General features: G+C 68.8%; 20 protein-coding genes. 8 read left to right on the top strand and 12 right to left on the bottom strand.

The window, feature by feature from the left end:
- Window positions 1-38 precede the first annotated feature (38 nt).
- Window positions 39-494 carry a (2Fe-2S)-binding protein gene (locus ACTHN1_RS13280; protein WP_440471412.1) on the bottom strand — a complete coding sequence of 152 codons (456 nt, stop codon included), beginning with the start codon at window positions 492-494 and terminating at the stop codon, window positions 39-41.
- Between the two features lie 90 nt (window positions 495-584).
- Between ACTHN1_RS13280 and ACTHN1_RS13275 the strand changes: the two genes are divergently transcribed.
- Entirely contained in the window at window positions 585-1550 is a 966-nt protein-coding gene (locus tag ACTHN1_RS13275) for an XdhC family protein (RefSeq protein WP_440471411.1), read from the top strand.
- Window positions 1547-2161 carry a nucleotidyltransferase family protein gene (locus ACTHN1_RS13270; protein ID WP_440471410.1) on the top strand — a complete coding sequence of 205 codons (615 nt, stop codon included), beginning with the start codon at window positions 1547-1549 and terminating at the stop codon, window positions 2159-2161. The genes ACTHN1_RS13275 and ACTHN1_RS13270 overlap by 4 nt, the downstream gene beginning before the upstream one ends.
- 50 nt (window positions 2162-2211) lie before the next feature.
- Here the strand turns inward: ACTHN1_RS13270 and ACTHN1_RS13265 are convergent, their stop codons facing one another.
- From ACTHN1_RS13265 to ACTHN1_RS13250, 4 genes are all read right to left on the bottom strand, one after another.
- Window positions 2212-3519, bottom strand: a complete 1308-nt coding sequence (locus ACTHN1_RS13265) for an ABC transporter permease (protein WP_440471409.1) — start codon at window positions 3517-3519, stop codon at window positions 2212-2214.
- A gap of 10 nt (window positions 3520-3529) precedes the next feature.
- Window positions 3530-4687, bottom strand: a complete 1158-nt coding sequence (locus ACTHN1_RS13260; protein ID WP_440471408.1) for an ABC transporter permease — start codon at window positions 4685-4687, stop codon at window positions 3530-3532.
- 12 nt (window positions 4688-4699) lie between these two features.
- A complete protein-coding gene (locus ACTHN1_RS13255) occupies window positions 4700-5392 on the bottom strand; it encodes an ABC transporter ATP-binding protein (protein WP_183644939.1) in 693 nt (230 codons plus the stop codon).
- A gap of 240 nt (window positions 5393-5632) precedes the next feature.
- A complete protein-coding gene (locus ACTHN1_RS13250) occupies window positions 5633-6880 on the bottom strand; it encodes an efflux RND transporter periplasmic adaptor subunit (RefSeq protein ID WP_440471407.1) in 1248 nt (415 codons plus the stop codon).
- Between the two features lie 248 nt (window positions 6881-7128).
- Between ACTHN1_RS13250 and ACTHN1_RS13245 the strand changes: the two genes are divergently transcribed.
- The 5 genes from ACTHN1_RS13245 to ACTHN1_RS13225 all read left to right on the top strand — a co-directional run bounded on the left by ACTHN1_RS13245 (window position 7129) and on the right by ACTHN1_RS13225 (window position 12644).
- Window positions 7129-8046 (top strand): ABC transporter ATP-binding protein, encoded by a 918-nt coding sequence (locus tag ACTHN1_RS13245; protein ID WP_440471406.1) that lies wholly within the window; start codon window positions 7129-7131, stop codon window positions 8044-8046.
- On the top strand, window positions 8046-8813 hold the full coding sequence (locus tag ACTHN1_RS13240) for an ABC transporter permease (RefSeq protein ID WP_440471405.1): 768 nt from the start codon (window positions 8046-8048) through the stop codon (window positions 8811-8813). Before ACTHN1_RS13245 ends, ACTHN1_RS13240 begins: the two co-directional genes overlap by 1 nt.
- 33 nt (window positions 8814-8846) lie before the next feature.
- Window positions 8847-10022 carry a sensor histidine kinase gene (locus ACTHN1_RS13235; protein WP_440471419.1) on the top strand — a complete coding sequence of 392 codons (1176 nt, stop codon included), beginning with the start codon at window positions 8847-8849 and terminating at the stop codon, window positions 10020-10022.
- A gap of 49 nt (window positions 10023-10071) precedes the next feature.
- Window positions 10072-10674, top strand: a complete 603-nt coding sequence (locus ACTHN1_RS13230; protein ID WP_440471404.1) for a response regulator transcription factor — start codon at window positions 10072-10074, stop codon at window positions 10672-10674.
- A gap of 263 nt (window positions 10675-10937) precedes the next feature.
- The gene (locus ACTHN1_RS13225; RefSeq protein WP_440471403.1) at window positions 10938-12644 is read left to right on the top strand and encodes a diguanylate cyclase; all 1707 of its coding nucleotides are present in this window, start codon (window positions 10938-10940) and stop codon (window positions 12642-12644) included.
- Here ACTHN1_RS13225 and ACTHN1_RS13220 read toward each other — a convergent pair.
- The 7 genes from ACTHN1_RS13220 to ACTHN1_RS13190 form a co-directional block, all read right to left on the bottom strand.
- A complete protein-coding gene (locus tag ACTHN1_RS13220) occupies window positions 12635-14002 on the bottom strand; it encodes a leucyl aminopeptidase family protein (protein ID WP_440471402.1) in 1368 nt (455 codons plus the stop codon). The two genes, ACTHN1_RS13225 and ACTHN1_RS13220, sit on opposite strands and share 10 nt — an antisense overlap.
- On the bottom strand, window positions 13999-14736 hold the full coding sequence (locus ACTHN1_RS13215; RefSeq protein ID WP_440471401.1) for an HAD family hydrolase: 738 nt from the start codon (window positions 14734-14736) through the stop codon (window positions 13999-14001). Before ACTHN1_RS13215 ends, ACTHN1_RS13220 begins: the two co-directional genes overlap by 4 nt.
- An 805-nt stretch (window positions 14737-15541) precedes the next feature.
- On the bottom strand, window positions 15542-16636 hold the full coding sequence (locus tag ACTHN1_RS13210; RefSeq protein ID WP_440471400.1) for an AI-2E family transporter: 1095 nt from the start codon (window positions 16634-16636) through the stop codon (window positions 15542-15544).
- Window positions 16637-17105: 469 nt separating this feature from the next.
- Complete coding sequence (locus ACTHN1_RS13205) at window positions 17106-17543, bottom strand: protein sip-5 (protein WP_440471399.1); 438 nt, start codon at window positions 17541-17543, stop codon at window positions 17106-17108.
- Window positions 17540-18025, bottom strand: coding sequence for a phage holin family protein (locus tag ACTHN1_RS13200; RefSeq protein WP_440471398.1), 486 nt, complete (start codon window positions 18023-18025; stop codon window positions 17540-17542). Before ACTHN1_RS13200 ends, ACTHN1_RS13205 begins: the two co-directional genes overlap by 4 nt.
- A gap of 9 nt (window positions 18026-18034) precedes the next feature.
- A complete protein-coding gene (locus ACTHN1_RS13195) occupies window positions 18035-18400 on the bottom strand; it encodes a hypothetical protein (RefSeq protein WP_141454151.1) in 366 nt (121 codons plus the stop codon).
- A 307-nt stretch (window positions 18401-18707) separates the two neighbouring features.
- Complete coding sequence (locus tag ACTHN1_RS13190) at window positions 18708-20165, bottom strand: Do family serine endopeptidase (RefSeq protein ID WP_440471418.1); 1458 nt, start codon at window positions 20163-20165, stop codon at window positions 18708-18710.
- A 526-nt stretch (window positions 20166-20691) separates the two neighbouring features.
- On the opposite strand from ACTHN1_RS13190, the gene ACTHN1_RS13185 reads away from it, so the two are divergent.
- The coding region (locus tag ACTHN1_RS13185) for an adenosylcobalamin-dependent ribonucleoside-diphosphate reductase (RefSeq protein WP_440471397.1) at window positions 20692-22795 on the top strand (2104 nt) is incomplete at its 3' end.

Genomic DNA, 22795 nt, shown 5'->3' with positions numbered 1-22795 from the left:
GGCGACGGACCGGCAGGTCCGCCACGGGGAAAGAGGAATCAGGCCTTGCCCAGCTGCGCCGCGCGATGCACCGCCGCGCGGATGCGCGGGTAGGTGCCGCAGCGGCAGAGGTTGCCCGCCAGCGCCTGGTCGATGTCCTGATCGCTGGGGCTGGGCACCACCGCCAGCAGCGCGGCGGCGGACATGATCTGGCCGGACTGGCAGTAACCGCACTGCACCACGTCCAGTTCCGCCCACGCCTGCTGGACCGGATGGCGTCCGTCCGGCGATAGGCCCTCGATGGTGGTGATCTTCCTGCCGGCGACCGCGGAGACCGGGGTGACGCAGGCGCGCAGCGGGGTGCCGTCGATATGCACGGTGCAGGCGCCGCATTGGGCGATGCCGCAACCGAACTTGGTGCCGGTGAGTTTCATCAGGTCCCGCAGGACCCAGAGCAGTGGCATGTCGGGTGGTGCTTCGACGTCGTGCTCGGAACCATTCACATGCAGCTTCATGTTCGTTCCCTGGCGTCGGCGGGGGAGTTGGCACATTACGCCCGCGGATGCGACATTGCCAAGCCGTCCGGCGACCTTTTTCGGAGGTCCATGTCCAGCCAGCGCAAGGTGTTGGAAGCGGCCCTGCAGGCCATGCTGGCGGACGACGCCGGCGCGGCGCTGGCGGTGATCGTGGACACCGAGGGATCGACCTACGTGCACGCCGGCGCGATGGCCCTGTTCAGCGCCCGCGACGGCCAGGTCGGCTGGCTGAGCGGCGGTTGCCTGGAGCCGGACATCCAGCGCCGCGCGCTGGCCGCTGCGGACGCGGGCGCGCTGGACTGGATGGACATCGACAACCGCGACGACGAGGACCTGTTGTCCGGATCGGCGGTCGGGTGCCGCGGCCGTCTGCACCTGGCGCTGCTGCCGCTGGCGGCGCTGGCCGGCCTGGCGCCATTGCTGGCGGCCTGGCGGGACGGGAGCGACGCATTGCGGCTGTCCTTTTCCGGCGACGGGACGGTCCGCGCGTGGCACGGCGGGGCGGCGACGCAATGGCGGTTGCCGCGGGCGGCGCTGGCCGAGGCGCCGCGACAGGACGAATACGTCGTGCTCATCCGCGCGGCGCCGCGCGTGCTGATCTTCGGTGCCGGGCCGGAGACGCCGCTGCTGGCGCCGTGGCTGCGCGAACTGGGCTGGCGGGTCGCGGTGGTCGAGCGGCGTCCACGCTGGCGCGCCGCGGCGGCGCAGGCGGACCAGGTCTGGGAACTGTCGCCCACCGCGGCGTCCACGCGGATCGCCGGGCATGACGCCGCGCTGGTGATGCACCATCACTTCGAACTGGATCGCGAAGCGCTGGCGGCGCTCGCGGACACCGACCTGCCCTTCATCGGTCTGCTCGGCCCGGGCCGGCGCCGCGATGATCTGTTCAAGGTCCTGCCGGCGGAGACCCGTGAACGCCTGCGCCATCGCCTGCGGTCGCCGATCGGCCTGCGCCTGGGCGGGCAGGGCCCGGAAGCGATCGCGTTGAGCATCGCCGCGCAGTTGCAGGCGGTGCTGGCCGGCGAACCGGCATGACCTTCGCGCACGATGCGGTGGTGCTGGCCGCCGGTGGCAGCCGCCGGCTGGGCCAAGCCAAGCAACTGCTCACCCGCGATGGCGAAACACTGGTGCATCGCTGCGCGCGGCTGGCGGTGGAAACCACGGCGCGGCGGCGGCTGGTGATCGTGGGGGGATACGCGGAGGAGGTCATCGCCGCCGTGCGCGATCTGCCGGTGGAGATCCTGCGCAACGACGACTGGGAAGCAGGCATCGCCGGCAGCCTGCGCCTGGCCGCCGCGGCGCTGGCCGATGCGCCGCGCCCTTGCCTGCTGCTGACCTGTGATCAGCCCGCGCTGGACGCCACGCATCTGCGCGCGCTGCGCGATGGCTTCATCGACCGTGGCTGCGCGGCGACCCGGCACGGCGATGCCGGCGGCGTGCCGGCGTGGGTGCCGGCGGATCTGCTGGCGCAGGCCATGAGCCTGCAGGGCGACCGTGGCCTGCGTGGCCTGCTCGCGGCGCGCGGGCCGCGACATATCGCCTTGCTGGACGCGCCCGAACTCACGCACGACATCGACACGCCGGACGACCTGCCCCTCGCGCGGCAGCGTGGCTGGATCGACGAGCGCGACGTTCCGGCCGGATGAAACGAAAACGGCCGGCATGCGCCGGCCGTTTCCGGTCCGCATCGTGGTGATTACAACGCGCGCAACGCGGTGGTGATCGGCAGGCGGGCCGCGCGCAGCGCCGGAAACAGGCCGCCGACCAGGCCGATGCCGAGCGCCCACTTCAGGCCGTTCCACAGCAGGTCGGGCGTGACCTTGAACTGGAATACCACCTGGCTGAAGTTGCTGCCCAGGGTGGAGACGCTGTAGCCGTTGAAGATGGCCCAGGCGATCGCCCCGCCCAGCACGCCGCCCAGCAGCGCCAGCAGCATGGTTTCCAGCATCACCGCGGTGACCACCGGCAGGCCGCGGAAGCCGATCGCGCGCATGGTGGCGATTTCACGCGCGCGCCCGGCCACCGCCGAGTACATCGTGTTGAGCGCGCCGAACACCGCGCCGATCGCCATGATGGTGCCAATCACGATGCCCAGCCACTTGATGATCGTGGCCAGTTGCCCGGACTGCTTGCTGTAGTACGCGCGGGTGGTTTCCACATCCAGCTTCAGGCGCGGATCGCCCTCGACCGCGGCCTTGAACTGATCGAAGCCGGCCTTGCCGTCGGTCTTGACCGTGATCGACTGGTAGGCGCTGCGGTTGTAGGTGGACGACAGCGTCTGCGCGTCGCCCCACAGTTCCGAGTCGTGCGCGTCGCCGGAAGCGAACCGGCCCACCACGGTCCATTCCTGGTTGCCGAGATTGAGCTTGCTGCCGACCTTCAGGCCGCGGAACTGGGTGGCCGCGCCCTGGCCGACCACGATCTCGCGCAGGCCGGCGCCGAACTTGCGGCCTTCCACCAGCTTGATCTTGTCGCGGACCAGCCAGGCTTCCTCGCCCACGCCGCGGAACTGCGCGTTGGCGTCGGTGCCGTCGGCCATGCTGGGCAGGTTGACCACCTGCGACAGCTCGGCCGACATCAGCGGCTTGCCGTTCGGCCCCTTGGCGATGCCGGGCAGGCTGGACAGCAGCGGCGCCTGCTCGCGGGTGATGACCGAATTGGTTTCCGCCTGCGAGCCGCCGCGCAGCACGATCGCGGTGGTGTCGTCGCCGGTGCTGTTGAGGGTGGCCTTGAAGCCTTCGCCCATCGCCAGCATGGCGACCAGCACGCCGACCACGCCGGCGATGCCGACCACGATCACCGAGGACGCGCCCCAGCGTTGCGGCAGGCTGCTGATGCCGATGCGCGCGGCGGCCAGCGCCAGCCGGCCGCTGCGGGTCAGCAGCAGCCACAAGGCCAGCAGCACGGCCAGGCCCAGCACCAGGAACCACGGCAGGTTGATCCAGACCACCAGGCAGACGGCCAGGACGACGACGGAGATGATGTTTGCAATCCAGTTGGGCATGTCGTTCTCCTCAGCGTCCGGCCAGTGCGTCGACGATCTTCAGGCGCTTGGCGCGCAGCGCCGGCAGCAGGCCGACGACGATGCCGATGACAACCATCAGGCCCAGCCCGACCAGCCAGGTTTGGGTGGGAACGTTCGGCAGCGAGATGGCGCCCTGGCTGGCCGCGGTCAGGCCCGGCATGATCACCGCCGCCAGGCCCATGCCAATCAGGCCGCCGAGCACGATCAGCAGCACCGATTCGATCATCACCAGGGTCAGCACCGTGCCGTCCTTGAAGCCCAGCGTCTTCAGCACCGCCAGCTCCGGCACGCGCTCGCGCACGGCCTGGGCCATGGTGTTGCCGGTCAGCAGCAGCAGGGTGAAGAACACCGCGCCCATGATCGAGGTGACGATCAGGCCGATGTCGGCGAACTGCTTGGCGAAGGCCTGCTGGAACGCCGACTCGGTCTGGCTCTTGGTCTCGTGGTCCGAATTGGCCGACAGCGCGTCAATGGCGCGCGCCACCTGGTTGGCCTGGTTGGTGTTGGCCAGCTGCACCGTGTACCAGCTGACCTGGCTCTTGATGTAGTCGTTGGATTCGTCGAAATACTTCCAGTTCATCATCAACTGGTTCTCGGCGCCGACGTTCTTGCGATCCTTCACCCGGAAGATGGCCTTCAGCTCCAGCGGCCAGTCGTTGCTGCCGCCACGCGGGAAGATGGTGGCCTTCAGCGGGATGGTGTCGCCGACCTTCCAGCCGTGCTTCCTGGCCAGCGATTCGCCGACGATGGCGGCGTTGCGGGTGTCCTGGAACGCCTTGAGCTGATCCGGCGGCACCGTGTACTCGGTGTAGACGTCGAAGAAGTTGGGCGCCACCGAGAAGTTGGGGAAGAAGTCCTTGGGATCACGGTAGATGCCGCCGAACCACATGGCGTAGGTCGCCTTGCGCACGCCGGGCACCGATTCGATCTGCGGCAGCAGGTTGATCGGCAGCGACTGGGTGATCGACAGGCGCGAGGCCACCACCAGCCGGTTGGCGCCGTCGACGCTGCCGCCGGAGTTGAATGCCACGCGCACCGAATCCAGCAGGCCGAACAGCAGGAAGGCCGCGACCACGGAAAGCAGGGTCAGCAGCGTCCGCGTCTTGCTGCGGAACAGTTGCGCCCAGACCAGGGAGAGATATTTCATCGCCGCCTCCCGTCAATGGGCCAGCGCAGGGGCGTCGACCAGCTCGCCCTTGTCCAGGTGGATGGTGTGGGTCGCGTACTCGGCCGCCTTCGGATCGTGGGTCACCATGATGATGGTCTTGCCGTGCTCGCGGTTGAGCAGGCGCAGCAGATCCAGGATTTCCTCGGCCGAGTGGCGGTCCAGATCGCCGGTCGGTTCGTCGCAGATCAGGAAGGTCGGATCCGAGACGATCGCGCGGGCGATCGCCACGCGCTGCTGCTGGCCGCCGGAAAGTTCGTTGGGGCGGTGCGCGCCACGCTCGGCCAGCCCGACCAGCTGCAGGGCGATTTCCGCGTTGCGCTTGCGCTGGGCGGCGCCCAGCTTGGTCAGCAACAGCGGCAGCTCCACGTTCTTCTGCGCGGTCAGCATCGGCATCAGGTTGTAGAACTGGAACACGAAGCCGACATGGTGGCTGCGCCAGGTGGACAGCTGCGCCGCGCTCATGCTGTCGATGCGCTGGCCTTCGATCTCGATTTCACCCGAGGTCGGCGTGTCCAGGCCGCCGATGAGGTTGAGCAGGGTGGTCTTGCCGGAACCGGACGGCCCCATCAGGGCGACGAAATCCCCCTTGGGGATATCCAGGTTCAGCCCGTGCAGCACCTGCACCTTTTCCGGACCGCGCTGATAGGTTTTGACGAGGTTGCGAATGGTGACCAGTGAGGACATCGTGTTTTCCCTTCTGTGGTGTTCGGAGGCGGGCGCCGGCGAAGCGTGATCGTCGCCGGCGCGCACGGCATTGCATTGTCTTGCGTTGCAGCCAACCACTTTGATGCGCGCCCGGCGTGATTTCCCGGGCGTCCAGCGGGCCGCGCTACCGGCGGGTGGCGGCGGTCATGATCGGCAGCCGGTGGAGCCTGCCGCGCCCGTGTCGCAACCCTCGCGACGCGGGCGGTGGAACCGGACCTGCTACTGCGCTTCGTCCTCGGCCAGCGTGACCTTGCTGCCGTCCTTCAATTCGTCCGGCGGGCTGAGCACCACCGTGTCGCCCGCGCCCAGTCCGGACAGCACCTGGCGGTCGTCGCCCATCGGCTGGCCGACCTTCAGCAGGCGCTGTTCGACCGTGTTCTGTTCGGTGAGGGCGAACGCCACCGGCTGCCCGTCGCGCTCGACGATGGCCGCCGACGGAGCGCGCACGCCCTGCGGTTTCTTCTGCTCGGCCGGCTTGGCCGCTTCCAGGAAACTCACCCGCACGCCCATGTCCGGCACGATGCGCGGATCCTTCTGCTTCAGCGCGATGCGCACCTTCACCGTGGCCTTGCCGCGATCGGCGGTGGGAATGATGGCGATGACCTCGGCCGGAATCTTCCAGTCCGGGTAGGCGTTGAGGGTGGCTTCCACCGGCATCTTCGGCTGCACGCGGCCGATGAAGGCCTCGCCCACGTCCACTTCCACTTCCAGCGAATCCATGTCGACGATGGTGCCGATGCCGGTACGGGTGAAGCCGCCGCCGGCGGACAGCGGCGAGACGATTTCGCCGGGCTGCGCGGCCTTGGCGATCACCACGCCGGAGAATGGCGCGCGCACCACGGTGTTGTCCTTGCCGATGTCGGCGATGCGCAGCCGATCGGCGGCGGCGCGCTCGTTGCGCTGGGCGGTGACGCCCTGCGCGCGCAGCGAATCGCGTTCGGCCACGGCCTGGTCGTACTGCGCCTTCGACACCAGTTGCTGCGACACCAACTGGCCCAGCCGGCGCACATTGGCCTCGGCTTCCTTCAGCTGCGCCTGCACGCCCACGCTCTGGCTGCGCGCGGCCTGCAGCTGGCTGTTGGCCAGCGCGCGCTCGGCGTCGGCGTCGATCGGTTCCAGGCGCGCCAGCACCTGGCCTTCCTCGACCCGCATGCCTTCCTCGATCAGCACTTCCTGGACCTTGCCGGTGACCTTGGCCGATACCGTCGCCATGCGCCGCGCGACCACGTAACCCGTCGCATCCAGCACCGAGGCCGAGGCACCGCTGCTGCCGATGGCGATGACCGGCGCGGTGCGCACGGCGATGCCCTTGTCGCGCCCGAACACGAACCAGCCGCCCACGGCCAGCGCGACGATGGCGGCCGCCACGCCCAGTCCGATCCACAGTCCGCGGCGCGACGGGGGTTCCGGCGGCGCGGCCTTGCGATCGATGCGGAGTTCCTTCAGCAGATCAGCGGAATTGTTCATCGCTTGTCCAGACGAGGCGAATGCGGAAAGTGTGACCGGCAAGAGTAACCCGGCCCAGTTGCCGGAAGTCACTTCCGTGGCGGACCGCATCGGCCATGTCCCTGGGGGCGGGGCGGGCACAGGATGCCCGGCGGGGGCCGGAGGACCAAGTGACAGCTGTCATCCGCCGCGCATGAAGGCTCCCACTGCCGGGGCCGGCGGCGACGGCCTAGGCTGCCGCCATCGTCGCAGCACGGGATCGAAACCACGTGGACACGCAGACCTCCTCCTGTGAACCGGCCCGGTTGCGGGGCGTGCACAAGCGCTATGGCCCGGTCACCGCCCTGGCCGGGCTGGATCTGGCGATCGCGCCGGGACGCCTGCTGGCGCTGCTGGGGCCCAACGGCGCCGGCAAGACCACCGCCATCGCGATCCTGCTCGGCCTGCAACCGCCCGATGGCGGCGAAGCCCGCCTGTTCGGCCAGGCGCCCGGCACGCCGGCGGTGCGCAGGCGAATCGGGGTGATGCTGCAGAGCGCCGGCATTCCGGAAACCCTCAAGGTGCGCGAACTGCTGGATCTCACCCGCAGTTATTACCCGAGTCCGCGCAGCGTCGCCGACTGCTTGGCGCTGGCCGGGCTGGACGGCCTGCTGGATCGCCGCTACGGCCGCCTGTCCGGCGGCCAGCAGCGGCGCGTGCAGTTCGCGCTGGCGATCTGCGGTCGCCCGCAGCTCCTGTTCCTCGACGAGCCGACCACCGGCCTGGACATCGAGGCGCGCCAGACCCTGTGGAAGGCGATCCGCGAACTGGTCGCCGATGGCTGCGCGGTGCTGCTGACCACCCACTACCTGGAGGAAGCCGAGGCGCTGGCCGACCGCGTGGCCGTGATCGAAGGCGGACGCGTGGTCGCCGAAGGCAGCGTGGCCGAGGTGCGCGCGCATGTCGCGCAGCGCCGGATCCGGTGCCTCACCGCGCTGCCGGCGGAGGTGGTGGCCGGATGGCCGCAGGTGCGCAGCGCGCGGCACGACGGCGAGCGGCTGGAGATCGTCGCCGACCTGGCCGAACCGGTGGTGCGCCGGCTGCTGGCCGAGGATGTCGCCCTGTCCGAACTCGAAGTGGCCCGCGCGGGCCTGGCCGAGGCCTTCATCGCCCTGACCCGGCCGGGCCGCGAACGGGAGGCCGCCTGATGAACGCAGCGACCACCACCGGGCGCGCGCCGTGGCGCGCCTACCTGCTGGAAGCCCGCTACGAATTCCTGCGCCTGCTGCGCACACCTTCGTTCTCGCTGCCCACGCTGCTGTTCCCGCCGCTGTTCTACCTGCTGTTCGGAGTGCTGCTGGGATCCCACCGTGGCGGCGACGTGGCCGCGCGCTATTTCCTGGCGACCTATGGCGTGTTCGGAGTGATGGGCGTGGCGCTGTTCGGCTTCGGCGTCAGCGTGGCGATGGATCGCGAACAGGGCCTGCTGGCGCTCAAGCGCGCGCTGCCGATGCCGCCGGCCGCCTATCTGCTGGCCAAGACCGCCATGGCGATGATCTTCGCCACCGTCATGTCGATCCTGCTGGCGTTGATCGCCATCGGCCTGGCCGGGGTCGCGCTGTCGCCGTGGCAATGGGGCGCGCTGCTGCTGGTCAACGTGCTGGGCGTGCTGCCGTTCGCCGCGATCGGTCTGTGGCTGGGTTGCATCGTGGGAGGGCAGGGCGCGCCGGCGGTGATCAACCTGGTGTATCTGCCGATGGCCTTCCTGTCCGGCCTGTGGGTGCCGCTGGGCATGCTGCCGGCGGCGCTGTCGTCGCTGGCGCAGCTGTGGCCGGCGTATCATCTGGCCCAGATCGCGCTGCGGGTGGTGGGCAGGGACGCGGGCCAGCCGCTGGTCCTGCACCTGGCGGTGCTGGCGTTCGTCACCGCCGTGTTCGGCCTGCTGGCCTGGCGGCGGCTGGCGCGTCCCGCCTGAGTGCCGGCGCCGCTTCGGAGAGTCCGCGTGTTCATGTATTTCCCGCCCGTATCCGAGAATTCGCTGGCGAACCTGCACGAGCGGCGCAGCGAACTGCGCGGCCGCGGCACGGGGCGCTGGTTCCCGCTGCTGATGCTGATCTGGTCGATCTGGATCTTCGTCACCCCGATGTCCAACCCGGCGTCGTTCCCGAACTGGCTGTGGCCGACCCTGGCCAGCTACGCGGTGTTCCTGGTGCTGTTCCATGGCGCCTACTACCGCGACCGCCGCCACATGCTGTTCAACGCGCTGGGCATGGCGGCGCTGGGCTACGCGCTGACGCCGTTCAACCCCGGCGCGCAGAGCTACATGATCTACGCCTGCGCCTTCGTGGCGTTCAGCGGTCCCGCCCGCCACGTGGTGGCCTGGATGCTGGTCCTGCTGGCGATCTATTCCCTCGAATGGATCTTGCTGGGCTGGCCGCTGATCTACCTGGCCAGCACGCTGATGGTCGGATTCGCGGTGGGGCTGATGAACTTGAGCTTCGCGCGCAAGGCCCAGGCCGACGCCGCGCTGATGCTCAGCCACGAGGAGGTGCGCCGGCTGGCGGCGATGGCCGAACGCGAGCGCATCGGTCGCGACCTGCACGATCTGCTGGGGCACACGCTGTCGCTGGTGGCGCTCAAGTCGGATCTGGCCGGCAAGCTGCTGGACCGGGATCCGGCGGCCGCGCGCCGCGAGATCGACGAGGTCAGCCGGGTCGCCCGCGACGCGCTGGCGCAGGTGCGCAGCGCGGTCACCGGCATCCGCGCCGCCGGACTGGCCGCCGAACTGGCGTCGGCGCGACTGCTGCTGGAATCCGATGGCGTGGTGCTGACCTGTCCGGCCGAGATTCCACCGCTGTCGCCGGCGCAGGAAACCGTGCTGGCCCTGACCGTGCGCGAAGCGGTGACCAACCTGCAGCGGCATGCGCGCGCCAGCACCGCGCGGGTGGAACTGGAGGTGGCCGCCGGCCGCCTGCGGCTGCGCATCGAGGACAACGGCCGTGGCGGCGCCATCGTGCCCGGCAATGGACTGAGCGGCATGCGCGAGCGGCTGGAGGCGCTGGGCGGAAGCCTGCGCATCGACGCCCGCGCCGGACGCGGAACCGTGCTGGAGGCCAGCCTGCCATTCGAACCGCTGGCGCGGCAGGCATCGGGCGCGGCATCCTTGCTGCCCGCGCAATCCTGAGGACCACCCGCATGCCGCACGCCACGGATCCGGCGGGATCGCCACGCGCATGATCCGGGTGCTGCTGGCCGAGGACCAGGCGATGGTGCGCGGCGCGCTGTCGGCCCTGTTGAACCTGGAAGCCGACATCGAGGTCGTCGGCACCGCCGCCGATGGCGAGTCGGCCTGGCGCGAACTGCAACGGCTGCGTCCGGATCTGCTGGTCACCGACATCGAAATGCCCGGCCTGACCGGACTCGAACTGGCCCAGCGCATCCATCGGCACGAATGGCCCACGCGGGTGGTGATCGTCACCACCTTCGCCCGCGCCGGCTACCTGCGCCGGGCGCTGGACGCGGGCGTCTCGGGATACCTGCTCAAGGACGCGCCGGCCGACCAGCTGGCCGCCGCGCTGCGCAAGGTCCACGCCGGGGGCCGCGCTATCGATCCGCAACTGGCGCTGGAAGCCTGGACCGAAGCCGATCCGCTCAACGACCGGGAACGCCAGGTGCTGCGGATGGCCGGCGAGGGCCTGTCGGCCGGCGACATCGCGCGCCAGCTGAATCTCTCGCAGGGCACCGTGCGCAACTATCTGTCCGAGGCCATCGGCAAGCTCGGCGTCAGCAACCGCATAGAGGCCTATCGGCTGGCGCGCCAGCGCGGCCTGCTGTGACCGCCCGCGTGCCGTAATCGCGACTTCCACATGCGTCGGCGTACGTTCGCACGCGGCGGGCATTCCGCGCGCGATGGAGCGCAACCTCGATCACCCGTCATCTTTCGATGCGGTATCCCGTGCGTGGCGTCTCCCGGGAGAGCGCCTGGCCGGTTTTCCGCCGCCACGATGTGCCGCAGGTTCCATAACGGTGCCCACGGGATTGTCGCTTTCGTCTCCTGTGCTTAGGCTGGGGCCGCTTCCGAACCGGCACCGACGCCTCCGTGAGACCCCGCCAAGCCAATCGACTCGGCCTGTTTCTCGCCGCCCTGATCTTCGTCGCCATCGGTGCGGGCGTGTTCTATGGCGCGCAGCGCTTCATTTCCGACGCCAATCGGGTCACCCACACCAATGAGGTGATCGCGCTGATCGGCGACATCGAGTCGGCGGTGCACGACAGCGAGTCCGCGCAGCGGGGCTACCTGCTTACCGGCAACGTCAGCTACCTGGCCGACTACGGTCGCGGTCGCGATCAGCTGCCCGATGCGATCACCCGGCTGCAGAAAATGGTCCGGGACAATCCGGAACAGAGCCGGCGGGTGACCGCCTGGCGGATCGAGATCCTGCGCCGGCTGTCGCAGATGGAAGCCACCCTGGGCAATTACCGGCTCGGCGGCCTGGACGCGGCGCGGCGCTCAATCAACCACGAGGTGCGCCAGGCTTCGGTCAACATCCACCATCAGGCCGAGGAACTGGTCGCCGCCGAACGCGAATTGCTGGCCCTGCGCGCGCGTTCCAGCCACGACAGCGCCAACCTGCTGCGGGGCCTGGCGTTGCTGGGCATCCCGCTCGGGCTGGCGGTGATCGGCCTGGTCTACTGGCTGCTGGTGGGCGAGATCCGCCGCCGCGCCAGCGCCGAGGCGGCCAGCAGCGACGCCCGCCGCCAGCTGATGGTCACCATCGAGAAGCTGGAAGCGCATGGCGCCGATCTCAACGACCTGAGCCGTTACAGCGGCATGCTGCAGAGCTGCGTGCGCAGCGAGGAAGCCATCCGCCTGGCGACCCAGCATTTCTCCCGCCTGCTGCCGAACGTCGGCGGCACCCTGTATCGCATCCGCGCCTCGCAGGACTACGCCGAGGAGGCCGCGCACTGGGGCGAGCACGCGCTGCACAGCGGCGCGATGTTCCCGCTGGAAGCCTGCTGGGCATTGCGCCGCGGGCAGCCGCACATGCATCGCGCCCACGCCGAGATGCTGGGCTGCACCCATCTGGTGGCGCCCGCCCTGCACGCCGAGCCGACCACCGCCTGCATCCCCCTGATTGCCCAGGGCACCCAGCTCGGCCTGTTGTATCTGTCCAGTCACGACGACGGATTCCTGGCCCGCCAGGATCTGGTCGAGACCGCCGCCGAGCAGCTGTCGATGGCGCTGTCCAACCTGGAACTGCAGGAGCGCCTGCGCATCCAGTCCATCCGCGAACCGTTGACCGGGCTGTTCAACCGTCGCTACCTGGAGGAATCGCTGGCGCGCGAACTGGCCCGTTGCGAACGGCGCGGACTGCCGCTGAGCGTGATGATGATGGACCTGGATCACTTCAAGGCCTTCAACGATCTGCATGGCCATGTCGGCGGCGACACCCTGCTGTCCGGCTTCGGCCAGCTGCTGCTGAGGCTGGCGCGCGCCGAGGACATCGCCTGCCGTTACGGCGGCGAGGAGTTCACCCTGATCCTGCCCGAGACCGACGCGGAGACCGCGCGCGAGCGCGCCGAGAGCATCCGCGCGGCGGTGGCGGCGATGCGCATCCGCCACATGGGCCAGGAACTGCCGGCGGTCACCGTATCGATCGGCGTGGCCAGCTTCCCGTTGAACGGTCGCGAGGGGGAAAGCCTGATCCGCCACGCGGACGAGGCGCTGTACCGGGCCAAGCGCGGGGGCCGCGACCGGGTGGAAATGGCCGCCGTCGCCGGCGGCCAACGGGTGTCTCAGGCGTAGCGCGCCTTCAGCAGCGCGTAGGCGCTGCGCAGGGCCAGCGCTTCACCGCCCGCCGGACGGCCGGGACGATCGCTGTCGTTCCAGGCGTACACATCCAGATGGGCCCATTTCTGGGTCGCCGGCAGGAAGCGTTCCAGGTACAGCGCGGCGGTGACCGCGCCGGCCATGCGCGAGCCGGCGTTGGCGAGATCGGCCACGTTGCTGGTCAGGTAGCGCAGGTAGGGCCGCCACAGCGGCATCCGCCAGACCGGATCGCGCATGCGATCGCCGGCGCTGATCCAGTCATTGGCCAGCGCGTCGTCATTGGCGAACAGCGCCGGCAGATCCGGGCCCAGCGCGATCCGCGCCGCGCCGGTCAGGGTGGCGAAGTCCAGCACGATCTCCGGCGACTGCTCGCCCGCGTAGGTGAGCGCGTCGCACAGGATCACCCGGCCTTCGGCGTCGGTGTTGTCGATCTCCACGCTGATGCCCTTGCGGGTGGCGATGATCTCGCCCGGACGGAACGCGTCAGGACCGATGCTGTTCTCCACCGCCGGCACCAGCAGGGTCAGGCGCACCGGCAGTCGCCGCGCCATCACCAGCCCGGCCAGCGCCAGCGCGTGCGCCGCGCCGCCCATGTCCTTCTTCATGTTGCGCATGCCGTCGGCCGGCTTGATGTCCAGCCCGCCGGTGTCGAAGCACACACCCTTGCCGACCAGCGCCACGTGCGGATGCGCGGGATCGCCCCATTGCAGCGCGATCAGGCGCGGCGCGCGGTGCGAGGCGCGGCCAACCGCGTGGATGGCGGGAAAATTCCGCGCCAGCAGCTGATCACCGGTGATGACCTCGATGTCGGCGCCGTGCGCCTGCGCGATCGCGCGGGCTTCGGCTTCCAGTTCTTCCGGCCCCATGTGCTCGGTGGGCGTGTTGACCCAGTCGCGCACGCGCAGGCTGGCGGTCAGCAGATCGCCGGCCTCGGCGTCGACGTCGTCCAGCACCAGCCGCGCCGGCGCGCGCGAAGGCGTCTTGTAGCGGCTGAAGCGGTAGCTGCCCAGGCCCCAGCCCAGTTGCAGCGCCGCGCGGATGCCGGCTTCCGGCGCGCCCGCGATCTGCCAGTCGCCGACCGGCAGGCCGAACGGCGCGTGTCCGTAGCTGTAGGGATCCAGCGGGTCGCCCACGCCGATCACCGCGCCGGCCAGTCCGTCGGCATCCGGCAGCAGCGCCAGCGTGCCCGGCGCGGCGGCGAAGTTCTGCGCCTCCAGCCACGCGCGCACGGCGGCGGGCTGGGCGTCGCGCCAGCTTTCCCAGCCGCCGCGCTCGACGATGTGCAGCGGCCGGGCTTGGGAAGCGTCCTGGGTGTAACCGGGGGAAAGGTTCATGCGGGGGCATGCTCCGTGGCGAAATCGGGGTGGGCATCCAGCCAGTCGGCCAGTGCGGTGAGGGTGGCGAATTCCAGATCCGGGCGCGGCTCCGGATGCGGCCAGCCGGCCAGGTGGTCGACATGATCCACCCGGTTGAGCCAGCAGGTGCGCAGGCCGGCGCGCGCCGCGCCGACCACGTCAAGATCGATGTGATCGCCCACGTGCAGCACGTGCGCGGGCGGCACGCCCAGGCGCTCGCAGGCGGCGTGGAAGATGCCCGGCTCGGGCTTGGCCGAACCGTGCTCGCGCGCGCCCAGCTGGAACACGAAATGCCGGGCCAGGCCAATCCGCTCCAGATCCGCGTTGCCGTTGGTCACCGCCGCCACCGGTACCCGCGCGGCGATGCGCAGCAGGGCGTCGATGGCGTCCGGATAGCACTCGACCTGGTTGCGCGCGGCGTAGAACACCTCGTAGGCCGGTTCCAGCAACGCGGGATCCGCGCCGCTGTCATGCAGGGCCTGCTGCAGGGTCAGCCGGCGCAGCGCGCTGAGATCGTGGATCAGCTCCGGATGCTCGACGAAGACCTGCTCGCGCAGGGCGCGCATGCGTTCGATCGGGAACAACTCGGCGGTGCGCGGACTGTGTTCGATCATCCAGTCGTGCAGCACCCGTTCGATCCGCGCGCCGATGGGGGCGAACGGCCAGAGGGTGTCGTCGAGGTCGAGGGTGATGGCGCGGACGGGGAAGCTCACGGGGGAGATTTTAACCCGGTGGGGGAGGGGGTGACTGTGGTGGGGGTGTTCCGGGTTGTTTTGCTGGTTGGGTGAGTCAGGTTTGTGGGTGATATCTGGGCGCTGGCGCGGTGGTGCGTATCGGTGACCAACGATGGCGCGCCTTCCGCGGGAGTCACTTTGACCAGCCTTCGGCTGTTGAGAAGCGCTTCTTTGCTTGTGCAAAGAAAAGTAACCAAAAGAAAGCACCCCCCTGGCGGCGTGCCCTGCGCGCTGTGCGCGCAGGGTTCGCAATCGGCTCGGGAATTTCCGGAAGGGGCATCCTGCCCCTGCCGGAAACGGCGCACATCCTTGTGCGCCGCCCCCGTATCAAGTACGGGGCGGGCTCTGCGGGTTTTACCCGGTCCGCTTGCCGCGCCTTGACGGGGGCCCAAAAGGCAAAAGCCGAAGCAAGAGCAGCACAACGGCGAAGTATCGAACGCAGGTGTGTCTTTGGCTTTTGCTCTTGGGGCCCCATCCGCAGCGGTGGCGCCGGTGGGTAAACCCGAAGGGCGCTGCACATGGATGTGCTGCGTTTTGGGTCGGCACACGGATGTGCCGTCCCAAAATTCCCACCGGCGACACGAACCCCAGCCGCAACGCGGCTGGGGCGCGAGGACCTGGGTGTGTTTCTTTGGTTCCTTTCTTTGCACAAGCAAAGAAGCGCTTCTCAACAGCCGAAGGCTGGTCAAGGGACGCCCCGCGGCGAGCGCACCATCGGTGGCAACCGACGCCACCCGCGCGTGCCAGCCGCCCATTCACAGGAACAGATGCGCGCGAACCAGAATCACTCCAGCAACCGCGCCCATCCCTCCATCCCCTCCACCCGCGCCAGCACCAGCTTCACGCACACCAGCAAAGGCACCGCCAGCAACAGGCCGATGATTCCCCACGCCCACCCGAACAGCATCAACGCCAGGATCAGCACCAGCGGCGACAACGCCATCCGCCGGCCCAGCACGATCGGCGTGACGATCTGCCCTTCCAGCGTGTGCAGCACCAGATAGATGCCCGCGGGCAGCAGTGTGTACAGCGGCTCGTCGAAGGTGATGAAGCCCACCAGCAGCATCACCCCCACCCCGATCAGCGGGCCCACGTAGGGCGCGAAGTTCAGCAGCGCCACCAGGGTGCCCCACAGCATCGCGTCGGTCAGCGGCATTTTCAGCAGGTACAGCGCGGTGCCGAAGATCAGTCCCACCACCGTGTTGATCACGCTGATGGTCAGCACGTAGCGCGAGACCTCGCGCTCGATGGAATGCAGGATGTCGACGGTGAATTTCTTCTGCTGCCGGCTGGGCAGCAGCGCGATCGCGTGCCGTTGCAGGTTCTCGCCGTAGACCATGAAGAAGAAGGTCAGCAGCACCACCGCCAGGATCGAGGCCAGCAGCCTGGGCGTGGTAGTCAGCGCGCGGTAGGGATCGTCCTGCGCGGTGCGCACGATCTGCGGGCGCTTGCCGGTTTCGCCGCCGGCCGCGCGGGCGAAGTTCTCCGCCGCGCGGTTGGCTTCCTGCACCGGCTTGGTCAGCTCACGCAGCTTGGGCGCCAGTTGGCGCAGCTCGCGGGGCGCCTCGTTGAACCACGCCGACGCCGGTTGCCACAGCTGCACGCCCAGTACGCCGGCGCCGGCCAGGCCGCCGAGCAGCACGATCAGCGCGGCGAGGAAACGCGGCAGGTGCAACCGCCGCAGCAGACGGATGATGGGATTGCCGACCAGCGCGAAGAACGCGGCCAGCAGCACCGGGAGCACCACGTCCTGCGCCGCCCACAGGGTGAATCCGACCGCCAGCGTCGCCAGCACCACCAGCGCGATCGGCGCGCGCGGGCGGGGCGGCAACGGCGTGGATTCGGGGGCGGCAGTCTCGGCACTGATCGGAACGGACATCAACGACGCTCCTGGAAACGGTGTTCGATTATGCCGCTCCGGGCCGCTTGCGCACGGCCAATGCGGCGGCCGGACGGGTTCCGGCAGGCGTCATCGTCGTGGCGTGAAGGCAAGGCTGGCCGCGTTCACGCCGGGTCGACACGTAGCCGGTGGCATGAAGCCAGCGCTCGTTTGGAAAAAGGGCAGGATGCCGCAGGCAATCGGACGGGTTGCTTCTGCGCGGAAAAGCAAATCCCCCTCGCTCCCCCTTCTCCGAAGGGGGAGGCAAAGCAAATGCCGGGAAATCCTGTGCGTGTCGAGCGAGCGCCTTGGTTTACCCCCTTCGAAGAAGGGGATGGGCGCCGCAGGCGACCGGGGGATTTGCTTTACGCGGAAAAGCAAATCGCCTAATTCCCTTCCTCAAAGAAGGATCAACACACCGCTGCGAAGAAGAAGACTCACCGGAGGAAACGATTGCCGGCGCGCGCGCCTAGCGCTCCGACATCTCGGTCGCCGCTTCGGCCGGCATCGGCTGGCGAAGCGGCAGCTCTTCCTCGTCGAAGGTTTCGTCCACCAGCGGCTCTTCCGGCGGATAGGCCTGGGTGGCTTCCTGTTCTTCCTGCACGGCCTGCGCGGTGTCGGCCGCCTCCGTGGCCTGATCGGCGGCGGTGGCCGCCTGCACGGTGGCGAACAGGCTGCTCAGCGAACCGACCATCTGCAACCAGCGCGCACCATTCATCGAGCGCAGCGGCTCGGCGCGTCCGGCCAGGAAACCACTGACCAGTCCGGCGATCACGATGCGTCCGGGTGTCCAGCTGTCGCGCCAGACCTGGCTCAGCGTGCGCCAGTGCGCCTGGGTCTGCATCGCCCGGCCTTCGACCAGTTGCTCGGCGCGTTCCACGCGGTGTTGCAGGCGTTCGAACTTCATCGCGCCGCTCCCGGACCATCCCCGGCCTCCGGACCGTGCTCCGGATCCGGCTCGTCCTCGTCGAACAGGCCCAGCCGCTGCAACTGCCTGCGGGTGGCGTGCAGGCCGGTGTGATCGAAGTAGCGTCCCACCTTCCACGCGGCCAGCACGGTCACGCCGATGCTCACCAGCGCGGTCACCGACAGTGATTGCAGCCAGGACCAGCCCAGTCGCTGCAACAGCGCGATCAGCGCGCCCGCGCACAGCAGCCACGCCGACGCGCCGAAGATGATCGCCACCCCGGCCCAGGCCAGCGCGCGGCCGAACGCGCTGCGCGCCAGCGCCAGATCCGCAGACACCAGCCGGCGCAGCGCGCGACCGGTGTCGCCGGCCGATGCCAATGCGGCCTTGCCGGCGGCACCGACCTCGCGCAGGCTGTCGTCCAGCCCGGGCTTGGCGGCCGCCGGCGCTTCGGCGTCGGCCGATTCCGGAGGAACGCTCACGCGTGCGGCTTACTTGTCGCCGCTGCGCGCCAGCTTGGCGATGATCCAGCCGGCGGCGAAGGCCACGCCGAACGAGGCCAGCGGACGCTCGCGGATCAGGTCGGCGGCGCTGTCGATCAGATCGCGGCCCTTGTCCATAAGCGCGTCCACCTGTTCGCGGGCGGCGGCGCCGCCCACTTCGGCGGCGGCGATGCCGGCCAGCGCGCTGTCGGCCAGCTCGGACTTCACGTTGGCCTTGCCCAGCTTCAGCTCGTCGCCGGCCGCGCCGGCCGCGCCCTTGATCGCCTCGCCGGCGGCGGAAGCGGCCGACTTCAGGTGCGAACCGGCCTCGCCCAGATTGCTCTTCATCGCATCGGTAGCGGTGGGATTGCTCATCGTCGTCTCCAGCAGTGAGGGATTGCCGCTCCACTCTATAGCAGGTGGGCATGAATGGGCTGTTATGTGGCCGGGTGCGGGCTTTTCGCAAATCCCCGAATCAGAAGCCAATCCCCCTCAATCCCCCTTTTGCAAAGGGGGAGGCAGAAGTGGCATTAGGTCGAGGTGAAACAAAACGAAGCATTCCCCCTTGCAGCGCTTCTTGACAGCCGAATGGCTGGTCAAGGGGGACGCTTCGTGTTGTTTTGCCTCCCCCTTTGCAAAAGAAAAGGGGGACTGAGGGGGATTTGCCTTTGCTTCTGCCCGCCTACTGCATCAGCAGGTTGCCCGAGCTCCGCCCACGCAGAATCTGCAGCACCAGTTGCTGCGGCTTGCGATCGAAGCTGGCGCGGAAGCTGGCCAGATCGGCGAAATCGCCGCTGCTGCCGCCCACCACCAGATCACCTGGGCGCAGGCCGCTGTTCCAGGCGCGGCTGCCGCGGGCGACGTTGCCCACCTGCAAGCCGCCACTGGCGCCCATGCTGCGCAGTTGCTGGCGCGAGCCCTCGTCCAGGTCCTTGAAGGTGGCGCCGGTCAAACGCGGATCCACCGTCGCGCCGTCCAGCGAGCGCAGGCCTTCCTTCAGCGTGGCGGTCAGCTGTAGCGGCTTGCCGTCGCGGCGCACGTCCAGGGTGATCCGGCTGCCGACATCCTGCAGGCCCTCGAAGTTGTGCAGCGACGGCGCGTTGTCGATGCGCTGGCCGTTGGCGGCCAGCACCACGTCGCCGGACTGCAGGCCGGCGGCGGCGGCGGCCGAGCCCGGGTACACCCGGGTCACCAGCGCGCCGCGCGGATTCTCCAGGCCCAGGCCCTTGGCCAGGCGCTCGTCCACGTTCTGGGTTTCCACCCCCAGGGTGCCGCGCTTGACCACGCCGTTGTTGGCGATCAGCTGATCCTTGATGTTGCGGGCCAGGTTGATCGGAATCGCGAAGCCCAGGCCGATGTTGCCGGCCATGCTGCCGCGCGGGTTGAAGCTGGCGGTGTTGATGCCGACCAGTTGGCCCTGCAGGTTGACCAGCGGGCCACCCGAGTTGCCGGGATTGATGGAGGCGTCGGTCTGGATGAAGTTCTGGAAGCCGGCCATCGGGATGCCGCTGCGGCCCACCGCCGAGACGATGCCCGAGGTCACCGTCTGGCCCAGGCCATAGGGATTGCCCATCGCCACCACGAAGTCGCCGACCTGCAGCTGGTCGCTGTTGGCCATCGGGATGGCGGTCAGGTTGCTGGCCGGGATGCGGATGACCGCCACGTCGGTGTCCGGATCCGAACCCAGGAACTCGGCTTCCATCGTGCGGCCGTCGCTCAGGGTCACCGAGACCCCGTCGGAATTCTCGATGACGTGGTGGTTGGTCAGGATCAGGCCCTGCTGGGCATCGATGATCACGCCCGAGCCGAGCGCGCGCTCGACCCGCTCGCGCGGCATGTCGGGGATGCCGAAGATGCGGCGGAAGAACGGGTCGTCGGCGAACGGGCCCAGCGGACTGGCCACCCGCACGGTCTGGCGGCTGTACACGCTGACCACCGCCGGGGTGACCTGCTTGAGCATCGGCGCCAGCGACGGCACCGGCTGGCCGCCGACGGCGGCGGGCAGGGTGGCCGTGGCGGGGATGGCGGCCGCGGGCATCGCCTGCGCGGGCTGCTGGAAGGTCTCGTGGATGGCCGTGGCGGCGAATCCGCCGAAGGCGGCGGCGGCGGTCAGGGCGAGCAGGGTGGGAAGCGGTCGGATCGGTCGCATCGGTCTTGTCGCGGCAGGTCGTAGGGGTCTGGGGCTTCGGATGGCGGCGTCCGGCCGGGCTTGCAAGGGGGGCCCGCCGCATCCTGAACGAGTGTGCGCATCGACCGCTAAACCCGCAATGAAGTTCCACGCCAGGACTGTCCGCGGTTCCACCGGATCACCCCGGATTGTCATGAAAAAAAGCGCATCAATCCGATTGACAGACCCCACCCCGGGGGGTAGCTTGGCTACCTCGCGCCGCCACAACATATAGCGGTTTGGTGCGGAGGCGGCCCAAGGACTGGTGTTTTGCTTGACAAGAGAAGGCTCCCCGGGGAGGGGCGCCAAAAGCGACGGAAGGGTGTGAGACAACCAGCGTGAGCGTGTTTCCCGCAATCCTCGCCAACACATTCCGGCAACCCGCGCCGCGCATGATGGAGCGCTGCGTGCGGACCGGCCGTCGCCGTCATCCGGGCACGCCGCGGTAACACCACAACTAGAAAGAATCCGGTTCAGGAACCAAGGAGAACGACACAACATGAGCACGGTGCGCCTCGAGGCGGTCAAGACAGCGGCAACCGGGACCGAGATCCCCATGCAGCCGGCGTCCCAGGACATCTGGGACAAGAAGTACCGGCTGAAGACCAAGCAGGGCGAAGCCCTGGACGCCGATATCGACGGCACCTACCAGCGCGTGGCCCGCGCCCTGGCCGACGCCGAAAGCACCAACGAGAAGCGCGCCTACTGGTACGAGCGTTTCGTGTGGGCGCTGCGCCGCGGAGCCATTCCCGCCGGCCGCATCACCTCCAACGCCGGCGCCCAGCAGCACAAGCCGGCCACCAGCACCATCAACTGCACCGTCTCCGGCACCATCGAGGACTCGATGGACGGCATCCTGGACAAGGTCCACGAGGCGGGCCTGACCCTCAAGGCCGGCTGCGGCATCGGCTACGAGTTCTCTACCCTGCGTCCGCGCGGCGCGTTCGTCGCCGGCGCCGGCGCCTACACCTCCGGTCCGATGTCCTTCATGGATATCTACGACAAGATGTGCTTCACCGTGTCCTCGGCCGGTGGCCGCCGCGGCGCCCAGATGGGCACCTTCGACGTGTCCCACCCGGACGTGAAGGACTTCATCCGCGCCAAGCGCGAAGACGGCCGCCTGCGCCAGTTCAACCTGTCGCTGCTCATCACCGACGGCTTCATGGACGCGGTCAACAGCGACGGCGACTGGCCGCTGGTGTTCCCGGTCAATGTGAAGGAAAAGGGCGACCTGGACCTGGAAGACGCCAACCAGGTGGTCTGGCGCGACTGGCCGACCCACAAGAACTACGTGGTCCGCGACGACGGCCTGGTCGCCTGCAAGATCTACGGCCACATCCGCGCCCGCCACCTGTGGGACATGATCATGGTCTCGACGTACGACTACGCCGAGCCGGGCTTCATCCTGATCGACCGCGTCAACGAAATGAACAACAACTGGTGGTGCGAGACCATCCGCGCCACCAACCCGTGCGGCGAGCAGCCGCTGCCGCCCTACGGCGCCTGCCTGCTGGGCTCGGTCAACCTGACCAAGTTCGTGCGCGATCCCTTCACCGACCAGGCGCGTTTCGACTGGGAGGAATACAAGGAAGTCGTGCGCGTGTTCACCCGCATGCTCGACAACGTGGTGGAAGTGAACGGCCTGCCGCTGGAACAGCAGCGCGCCGAGATCCTGCGCAAGCGCCGCCACGGCATGGGCTTCCTGGGCCTGGGTTCCACCCTGACCATGCTCAAGCACAAGTACGGCAGCCCGGAATCGTGCGAGTTCACCGAATCCATCGCCCGCGAAATGGCCGTGGCCGGCTGGGAAATGGGCCTGGCGCTGGCGAAGGAAAAGGGCGCCGCCCCGATCATGGAAGAGCTGTTCACCGTCACCGCCGAGATGCTGCGCAAGCGTCCGGAAATGGCGAAGGACGGTTGGAAGGTCGGCCAGGAAATCCCCGGCAAGGTCCTGCACGCCAAGTACAGCCGCTACATGCAGCGCGTGGCCTCGGTGGCCCCGGATCTGGTCGATGAACTGGCCGAGGTGGGCAGCCGCTTCACCCACCACAGTTCCATCGCCCCCACCGGCACCATCAGCCTGTCGCTGGCCAACAACGCCTCCAACGGCATCGAGCCCTCGTTCGCGCACCACTACAGCCGCAACGTGATCCGCGAGGGCAAGAAGACCAAGGAGAAGGTCGACGTCTACAGCTACGAGCTGCTGGCCTACCGGGAGCTGGTCAACCCGCGGGCGATGCCCTTCGCCGAGGACGCCGCCTCGAAGCTCCCGGACTACTTCATCTCCGCCGACGACATCACCCCGAAGGCGCACGTGGACGTCCAGGCGGCCGCCCAGAAGTGGGTGGACTCGTCCATCTCCAAGACCGCGAACGTCCCGACCGACTACCCGTACGAGGACTTCAAGGACATCTACCGCTACGCCTACCAGCAGGGCCTGAAGGGCTGCACCACCTTCCGCTTCAACCCGGCGGCGTTCCAGGGCGTGCTGGTGAAAGAGCAGGACCTGAAGAACACGATCTACAAATTCACGCTCGAGGACGGTTCGGTCGTGGAGGCGCGCGGCGACGAGGAAATCGAGTACGACGGCGAGATGCACACCG

The sequence above is a fragment of the Pseudoxanthomonas sp. genome, assembly GCF_051953815.1.
GTDB lineage: Bacteria > Pseudomonadota > Gammaproteobacteria > Xanthomonadales > Xanthomonadaceae > Pseudoxanthomonas_A.
This window is presented reverse-complemented; position numbering and strand designations above follow the sequence as displayed.